The organism is Kocuria sabuli (genome assembly GCF_040981185.1).
GTDB lineage: Bacteria > Actinomycetota > Actinomycetes > Actinomycetales > Micrococcaceae > Kocuria > Kocuria sabuli.
This window is the reverse complement of sequence record NZ_JAVHZE010000123.1, coordinates 1-508: the sequence shown is the minus strand read 5'-3', so window position 1 is coordinate 508 and position 508 is coordinate 1. Positions and strand designations below refer to the sequence as shown.

Below are 508 nucleotides of genomic sequence, written 5' to 3'. Positions count from 1 at the left end.
TCACCGTGCTCGTGTACCTGTCGATCGGCGCGTTCTACGCTCTGCCGCGCACAGGGTCGGTGAGCTACGAGACGGCCGTCGCCCCCTACCTGGGCGAGGAGTCCCTGTGGATCGCCGTGGCGTTCAGCGCCGTGTTCTTCGGGATCTCGCTGCTGCTGGCCTTCGACCCCAGCGGGATCGTGGACCGGCTCGGACGCTTCCTGACCCCGGCGCTGCTGATCCTGCTCGTGGTGCTGATCACGATGGCTGTGCTGCGTCTGAGCGCCCCCGGCCACGGCCCCACCGAGGAGTACGCCTCCGCCCCGTACGTCACGGGCTTCCTGGAGGGCTACAACACCATGGACTCGCTGGCCGGTCTGGCCTTCGGGATCATCGTGGTGGCCAGCCTCCGGGCCAAGGGCGTCTCCGACGGCCCCGCGATCGTGCGCGGAGTCAGCCTGGCCGGCGTGATCGCCGGCGTCCTGCTGGCCGCCGTCTACATCGGCCTGGCGATCGTGGGGCTGCGGAT

At 69.9% G+C, this 508-nt stretch carries 1 protein-coding gene; it reads left to right on the top strand.

Annotation, left to right across the window (positions count from 1 at the left end; genetic code table 11):
- Window positions 1–508: branched-chain amino acid transport system II carrier protein (locus RE027_RS18230; protein ID WP_368809708.1), on the top strand; the 508-nt coding region annotated here is incomplete at both ends.